Source organism: Heliobacterium mobile (assembly GCF_009720735.1).
GTDB lineage: Bacteria > Bacillota > Desulfitobacteriia > Heliobacteriales > Heliobacteriaceae > Heliobacterium > Heliobacterium mobile.
The window spans coordinates 1-6662 of record NZ_WNKU01000056.1 but is presented as its reverse complement, the minus strand read 5'-3'; the positions used below and the strand labels follow the sequence as shown (position 1 = coordinate 6662).

Here is a 6662-nt window from a genome sequence, read left to right as displayed (position 1 = left end):
ACCGAAAGCGACTTCTCGACCCCTGGGTGGTATTTGATTGATTTTATGGTATTTAGTGTCTTAACCGAACACTAATGTCAATATGGGATGAAATGTTTAACTTTGCTCATGATATTTCAGATTATGATTTTGTAGAGAGAAATTTGTCTGACTCTGTTATCGCTAATCTTAAAATAAATACAATAGTAATAACTGATCTTAATGGAAAAATATTGTTTTCGAAAGCTATCGACTTAAAAAATAAAGTAGAGATACCCGTAAACAGTGAATTGTTAACATATCTGACGAAAATTACTCAAAATCGTGAAACTAAAGAAGAAACGATTGATGACCATTTTAATGGTTTTATCTGTATTTCTGAACAGCCAATTCTTATATCCGCCCAACGAATTTTTACGGGTGAGAAAACCGGAAAGAGTCCTGGTATTGTTTTTTTTACACGTAATGTTGATAATCTTTTAATTAATGATTTGGAAAAGTTAACGCAATCTAACATTCTCTTTATGGGTAATATCCCTTCAAACGCCCATCCAAACAGCTTTGGGTATCTACAATCAGAATCAAACAACGAAACTGTTAACGGATATTTTCCCCTGACGGATATATTTAACCGACAAGGGTACTATATAAAGGTTTCTTTACCCAGAAATATTATTAAACAAGGTCAACTACAAATAACGGCGTTTATTGAACTTGTCTTTTTAATAAGCGTATTTTTTATAATGATAAATATATTGTTGTTTAATCGCATCTTTGTTGTACCGTTCAATAAAACGATATCATTTTTAGTAGGATTAAGTAGAGATAAAGGTTTGGAGAATCGATTACCTATAGAACGAAATGATGAATTTGGAAAGATAGCAGTTACATTAAATAACTTACTCGATCACCTTAATAAATCACAGGAAGCGTTGGTATATGCCGGTCAATATGATTCGTTAACGGGTTTATATAATCGTTCTTATTTTGAAAACGAGTTGAAACAATTAGCGAAGAGAAATATACAAAGCTTAACAATATTGTGCTGTGATGTGGACGGACTTAAACTAGTTAATGATACGTTAGGTCACAGTGTTGGCGATATTATGTTGATTGAAACAGGAAGAGTATTAAAAGAGACGTTTGGAAATCTCGGCTTAGTAGCCCGAACTGGTGGCGATGAGTTTACTATAATCCTAACTGATATCGACGAGAGTCGTGTCACAGATTTATCCCATGAACTTAAAAAATCATTAGAAAACAGACAATCTACAGTTTCGGGATTGCAAATTAAGTTATCTATCGGATGGAAATTTATTAAAAGTAACGAGATATCGGAAGAAGTAATCAATATTGCGATTAAAGAAGCCGACGATGCTATGTACCGACAAAAGTTATCTAGTAGTCAAAGTAACCGGAATGCTTTAGTACAGGCTATGATGAAAATGTTAGAAGTCCGAGATTATTTAACTGAGGGTCATTCTAATCGATTACAAGAGTATGCGACTCACCTAGGTCTGGCGAGAGACCTTGATGAAAATAAAATTACTGATTTGTGGTTACTTGGAAAGTTTCATGACATAGGTAAAGTTGGGATCCCTGATAGTATTCTATTAAAACCAGGTCCTTTGACACCAGAAGAAAGAAAAGAAATGAATCGTCATGCTGAAATTGGTCATCGAATTGCTCAATCAATTCCGGAGCTTCTACCAATCGCGGATTTAATATTAAAGCACCATGAATGGTGGAATGGTAACGGGTATCCTTTGGGACTTAAAGGAGAAGAAATTCCTATTGAAGATCGTATACTTGCTATTGTAGACGCTTACGATGCGATGACCAGCGATCGACCTTATAGAAAAGCGATGACTAAAGACGCTGCAATCTTAGAACTTACACTAAATAGTGGAGTTCAGTTTGATCCTAAGTTGGTTACTGATTTTATCACAATACTTAAATCTGAACTTGCCTAACAACTCAATCCAAAAAATTATGCTCAGATTTTAGCGTCCGGCCCCCACTGCCGAACGCTTTTTCTTTATTCTGTAAAAAGGAGGAAATTACCCTCGCCTCATCGAATAAACACTCACCAAATGTTGGAAGAGAGTGATTATTGCCGATGAAAAGCGAAGCAGATAAACTTCTGAAACTAATCCACAAGAAACGCCACGAAGCCTCCCGACTTCTGTTGGCCAGAAAGTTAAATCAAGCAATTCTTGTGTCTCGTGAGGTTGACCGGCTCCGGGAAGAGTATTGCCGGTTGAAGTTAGAAGAGCAGCTGAACAGAAGACCATACATTCGCCGATATATTGGAAATATGCTTTAGAAAAAGGAAAAGCGTAGCCCGTCACCGAGGCTCACGCTTCATAAATTACTTAGTGGTTATTTACAAAAATGCAGGGGAATAGATAAAATATAGTGATAATATTCTTGAGGGAGCCAATATTATGAAACCCCCTGAAACAGAAATTGAAAAATCGTATTATGAAGAAATCCGTGAAAAGAAAACCACTGCCTCCGGTATCCGTGGCCGTGCCTCCCGACTGGGCCGTGTCGGCAGCATGGTCATGCCATCCGAGCGGATGTCGGGCAAGGACAAACGTGACTACCGTCGCCCAGGGCCGTTGATCACTTACTCATTGTTTGAGGACTTAGTGCCCTTTGATGTGTTTGATCGGATGAAGTACGAGCAACATGTCCAACTGCTCCCTAAGTGGAGGAAGAATTATGGCGATGAATATATCTGCCGGCAGTGGGGGCTGTCGAGGTTTGGGTTTGGGATTATTTTGGAGGCGTTGAGATTATAAAACGCAAATTAATGACCAATAAAAGAAAGGTTATGTACTCATTTTTTAGTTAAAAAACACGCTTCGATATACATTATACAAAGCCAAAACTAAATTGAATATTGAGAATCCATATAAGAATCTATCCGTATACAATTTAGTTCTGGTTATAAATGTACTTTCAATTAAAGGTAACTTTTCTTTTAGTTTATTGTATTCATAAGGAATATTCATAGCTTCTTTAATGTAATTTTTTAGACATTCTAACTCTATACCCTCATTAACATCAAGCAGTTTTTCCAATTTAGAATTTATTATATCGCGATTTCTCCAAAATTTATACAATAAAGCGAAATTTACTTTAACATCTTTAATAAAGTAAAGATCTACTTGATTATTCATTTCCCTCAAAATGAAATTATTAATCGAGGAGTATTCAAACGGTGTACCTGCCAAATTTGATGGACTTATATCTACCATAGGGATACTGTCTGTCCGATAGACTAGGTTCTTAAAACGTGTTTCATATTCAACAGATCGTTTATATTCCTCTGTGTGACCAAATTTTAGGATTATCGTACGTCTTCCTAATGCTAAAAAAAGTAAATAAGTCCTAGTACCCCAATAAGACTTAATTCGTTCCATAGCCCATTTTTGAGGAACTTGTCGCCAGCCTTCATCATTTGTTAGCATGCCATAGAATTCTTTGGGATAATGTTCAATCAATTCGAGGGGCGTTTGGTTTTTAAGATTTACGTTGAGTACTTCGGATAGTATAGTAAAGTAAATTTTCTCTTCTCTATATTTATAACCACTCAAAGATGTATATATCTTTTCAACTACCTCTTTTTTATGAGTACTATAGTATTGTTGGATTAGTATCAAATCATCTGGAGTTGTATCTTGAAGTAAAATATTAACGTAAAACAAAACAATACGAAGGTCTTTTAATATTGATAAAGTAAATTCGATTGCCTTAACCGAAATCGGTACATTGTTGTTAGAAATACTCGGAATACTTTTTACCCATTTCTCAAGTTGCTTATCTTCAATAAAAAAGTCATAACGATTTTGATTATTTTCATTTCTGTGATATTCATTAAATTTAATCTGACTTTTATTAAGAGCATTTATTATTTGTTCCTTACTCAAGTATTCCTTTTGATCAAGAGGAAGAAAATCCAAACGTACTAATGGTTCGGTTTTGGAATAATTCGGGATACCAAAAATATTTAAGAAGCAGATACGGGCTTCATTGAATACTAATTTATCTTTTTGCTCGAATTCAATCTTTCCATATTCACATCTATTCTCTTTGTCCAAAATTATCTCCCCCTTAGTTAAGTTGATTAGATAAAAAAACCTATGGGGGAATTCGCCATATCTGAAGCATTTCCTCCCTTTATTAACCAAAGATGTATAAAAAATCTTGAGCTTTGGGTTGTGTAATACCAGTATCTAACTTAAGGCATCATCCTCAAAAATCTGCGTTTACACGAACATGATTCTAATCCCTCTGCATCTAAAACTTTTCCTTCCCTAACTGCCCTACTAGAGATAACCTACACCTGACTCTCTTGAAATCAGTCGATCATAACGTCGAAAGAAGCAGTGTTTCTTTATGACCTATGACCACCAAAAAAAATAAAAAGCATGGGCAGTAAACACCGCCGCACGCTTGAATTAAATTTATCGATTAGAAACCTGCACCGAAGCCCATTCCAAATCCGGTGCCGAGGATGGCTATAATGATAATCAAGATAGCCAGGGCAACAATGCTATTTCCGATATAGCCCCCACCTGTAGCGACACAGCAACCCATTTTTATTTCCCCCTTTCTAATTAGCAGTCGTCACCAACATAACCAACACCAATAATCGCGGGATAGAAAGCTCCGATAACGATGAGAGCAATTACTAAACCAACAACTGTTGAAAAACCAATACGAGCTCCAGCAACAACAGCACCCATTTGAAATCCTCCTTTCAAACTTAAATGATGTGTCACCTACAATTCCATTTTATGGAATAGAAAGAGTTGTTGTGAACGAAAAAAAAGACCGCCGGGATACTCAGTCCCAGCGGTTAAACATTGTCGCTTTAGCCATTTTGATCATCATTATTGCGATCCTCGGTACCCACTATTACTTTATGTAAAATTGGCCCACTTAGTGAAAGTCTGGGTATTATAGAAGTCGATCCTATGTTTCTTTCCATCGACTTTAACTTCCCTTCCCGCCCCACTAGAGATAACCTACACCTGCCTCCTAAATCAGTTGATCCACCAACGAAAGGAGTAGGTGTTTCTTTATGACTTCCCAACGCAACAAACCCGGCCAGGGTTCTGTGTACCAACGCAAAGACGGCTACTTTGTAGCCCAGGTCCAACATCGGCCAAGACGATAACGGCAAACCAAAGTACGCTCGAAGAACGTTCAAAACAGAGGGTGAAGCCCTACAGTGGCGTGACCAAGCACTTGTCGAGTACCGCCAAGGAATCTTTGTTATTCCCACTACGGTGACCTTCGCAGAATGGCTCGACATCTGGCTTGACCAATATGTAAAGCCAAACGTGCGTCCTAAAACTTGGGAGTCATATGAATATATCATCCGGCTTCATTTGAAGCCGAAGCTGGGCAACGTGAAGGTTCAGTCATTGCAGACCACGCAGCTTCAACGGTTATTAAATGAAAAGCAGCAATCAGGCCTTTCGACAAGAACGGTAGAACTAATTCTCACCACCGCAAGAACAGCCCTAAAACAAGCTGGACATGATGGTCTGGTCAACAAGAACGTCGCCGATCATGTTCGCAAACCAAAAGCATCCCAAAAGCAGATTAGCGTATTTACCGTAGATCAAATGAAGGAATTTATGTTTGTAGCCGAGGAAGATCGGCTCTGGATCGCTTTCAAGCTGTTGCTCGGAACTGGGATGAGGGTGGGTGAACTGCTCGCCTTGAAGTGGGGAGATATCAATCTCGAACGTGGTCACATTGACGTCACCAAAGGGACCGTACTGGTCAAGAACGAACACGGCCCGAACAAGACCCACCAGATAATCCAAGAGCCCAAAACGAAAAACGGCTACCGGAGGATTCCGATAACCGAAGATCTGGTGAGGCAGTTAAAGCGGTGGCAAGTGCTCCAGTACATCGAGCGAATGGGTGAGGGCGAGGAATATGAAGACGATGGGCTGGTCGTGACGACCAAGAAAGGTCGGATGGTATCACAGCGGAACTTGGCTACGAAGTTCCATCGGCTATTAGCCAGAGCGGAAATACCGAAGACCAATCTTCACTCATTACGTCATACTTACGCAACCCGGCTTCTCGAAGCTGGTGTTCATCCGAAGGTGGTGCAGGAGTTGCTGGGCCATGGCAGTATAAGGATAACATTGGATACATATAGCCACGTATTGCCCGATGTTAAGAAACAGGCGATTGATAAGATTGAGGGGATGCTAAGTCCGAGGAAGATGGGGTAGGAGTATCGGATAATTTTGAGTATCAGTAAAGAAAGCGTCAAGTGGCAGTTTTAGCCACCCGACGCTTTTCGTACTTACCAATTATTATTTAAGAGATTATATAAGGTAAATTTCTAATGGGATTACTTTACGTAGAAGGATAAATCCGGATTGATGGTAAGTACCATTGATGGATGACCCTCGTAACCCCATAAAGCAAAATAAGCACCTGACGTTATTTTAACCGCCCATGTAGTAGGTACTAACGGATGGATATCGAGATCGGGCTCACCTACATTAATTTCTCTTTCTTCAACTTTAATAGTTACATTAGGAACGTAGTCAATTTCTAAGCTTTCTATTTAGCCCCGTAAAGGTATTTGAGTCTTATCCCCTTATAAGTTAAACTTATAAATACGGAGGGGATAGGAAATG

Annotated in this window: 6 protein-coding genes; 3 read left to right on the top strand and 3 right to left on the bottom strand. The window is 38.6% G+C overall.

Annotated features, from left to right (window positions below):
- Positions 1-74: 74 nt before the first annotated feature.
- Both GJ688_RS19005 and GJ688_RS19000 read left to right on the top strand, forming a co-directional pair.
- Positions 75-1952 (top strand): HD domain-containing phosphohydrolase, encoded by a 1878-nt coding sequence (locus GJ688_RS19005; RefSeq protein WP_155478090.1) that lies wholly within the window; start codon positions 75-77, stop codon positions 1950-1952.
- Between the two features lie 474 nt (positions 1953-2426).
- On the top strand, positions 2427-2786 hold the full coding sequence (locus GJ688_RS19000) for a hypothetical protein (protein WP_155478089.1): 360 nt from the start codon (positions 2427-2429) through the stop codon (positions 2784-2786).
- 45 nt (positions 2787-2831) lie between these two features.
- On the opposite strand, the gene GJ688_RS18995 is transcribed toward GJ688_RS19000, so the two are convergent.
- The 3 genes from GJ688_RS18995 to GJ688_RS21155 form a co-directional block, all read right to left on the bottom strand.
- Positions 2832-4088, bottom strand: coding sequence for a hypothetical protein (locus GJ688_RS18995; RefSeq protein WP_155478088.1), 1257 nt, complete (start codon positions 4086-4088; stop codon positions 2832-2834).
- A 373-nt stretch (positions 4089-4461) separates the two neighbouring features.
- Positions 4462-4587, bottom strand: a complete 126-nt coding sequence (locus GJ688_RS21160) for a hypothetical protein (RefSeq protein WP_268892118.1) — start codon at positions 4585-4587, stop codon at positions 4462-4464.
- Between the two features lie 20 nt (positions 4588-4607).
- The gene (locus GJ688_RS21155; protein ID WP_268892117.1) at positions 4608-4736 is read right to left on the bottom strand and encodes a hypothetical protein; all 129 of its coding nucleotides are present in this window, start codon (positions 4734-4736) and stop codon (positions 4608-4610) included.
- Positions 4737-5282: 546 nt separating this feature from the next.
- Here GJ688_RS21155 and GJ688_RS18990 point away from each other — a divergent pair.
- Positions 5283-6248, top strand: coding sequence for a tyrosine-type recombinase/integrase (locus GJ688_RS18990; protein ID WP_155478087.1), 966 nt, complete (start codon positions 5283-5285; stop codon positions 6246-6248).
- Positions 6249-6662: the final 414 nt, after the last annotated feature.